This is a genomic window from Pseudooceanicola lipolyticus (assembly GCF_002786325.1).
In the GTDB taxonomy this organism is placed as follows: Bacteria; Pseudomonadota; Alphaproteobacteria; order Rhodobacterales; family Rhodobacteraceae; genus Pseudooceanicola_C; species Pseudooceanicola_C lipolyticus.
Map to the genome: position 1 here is coordinate 1 of NZ_PGTB01000436.1, position 522 is coordinate 522.

The 522-nt window shown below is 71.8% G+C and carries 1 protein-coding gene; it reads right to left on the minus strand.

Annotation, left to right across the window (positions count from 1 at the left end; all coding sequences use genetic code 11):
• On the minus strand, positions 1-522 hold a 522-nt coding region (locus CVM52_RS26470; RefSeq protein ID WP_133120034.1), incomplete at both ends, for an ROK family protein.

Consider the following 522-nt stretch of genomic DNA (forward strand, 5'->3'; position numbering starts at 1 on the left):
GCTGCCGCTCAGCCCCGGATCGGCGCCGGGCAGCGCCTGCGCCTCGCGCAGCAGCGCGTAATCGGCAACATAGGCCTCCAGGCAGCCGCGCTGGCCGCAGCGGCACAGGGCGCCGTCCAGATGCACCTTGGTATGGCCCAGCTCGGCGCCGCAGCCACGGGTGCCGCGGTACAGCTCACCGCCCAGCACCAGCCCCATGCCGACCCCGGCCTCGATGGTGACGACGATAAAGTCGGAATGCGCCTGGCCCAGGCCGAAATTCTTCTCGGCCACCGCCACCAGGTTGGCGTCATTGTCGACAAAGGCGGGCCGCTCCAGCCGGTCATTCAGTAGGCGCGCTAGGTCGACATTGCGCCGGGTCAGCGACGGCGACCAGTAGACCAGCCCCTGATCCGCATCCACCACCCCGGCAATGCCCAGCCCGATACCGGCAATCTCGCCCGGCGCGACGCCGCCGGCCCGCGCCAGGCGCGCCACCGCCTCGGCCAGTTCATCGGCCAGCGCCTCGGGGCGCAGCAGCGG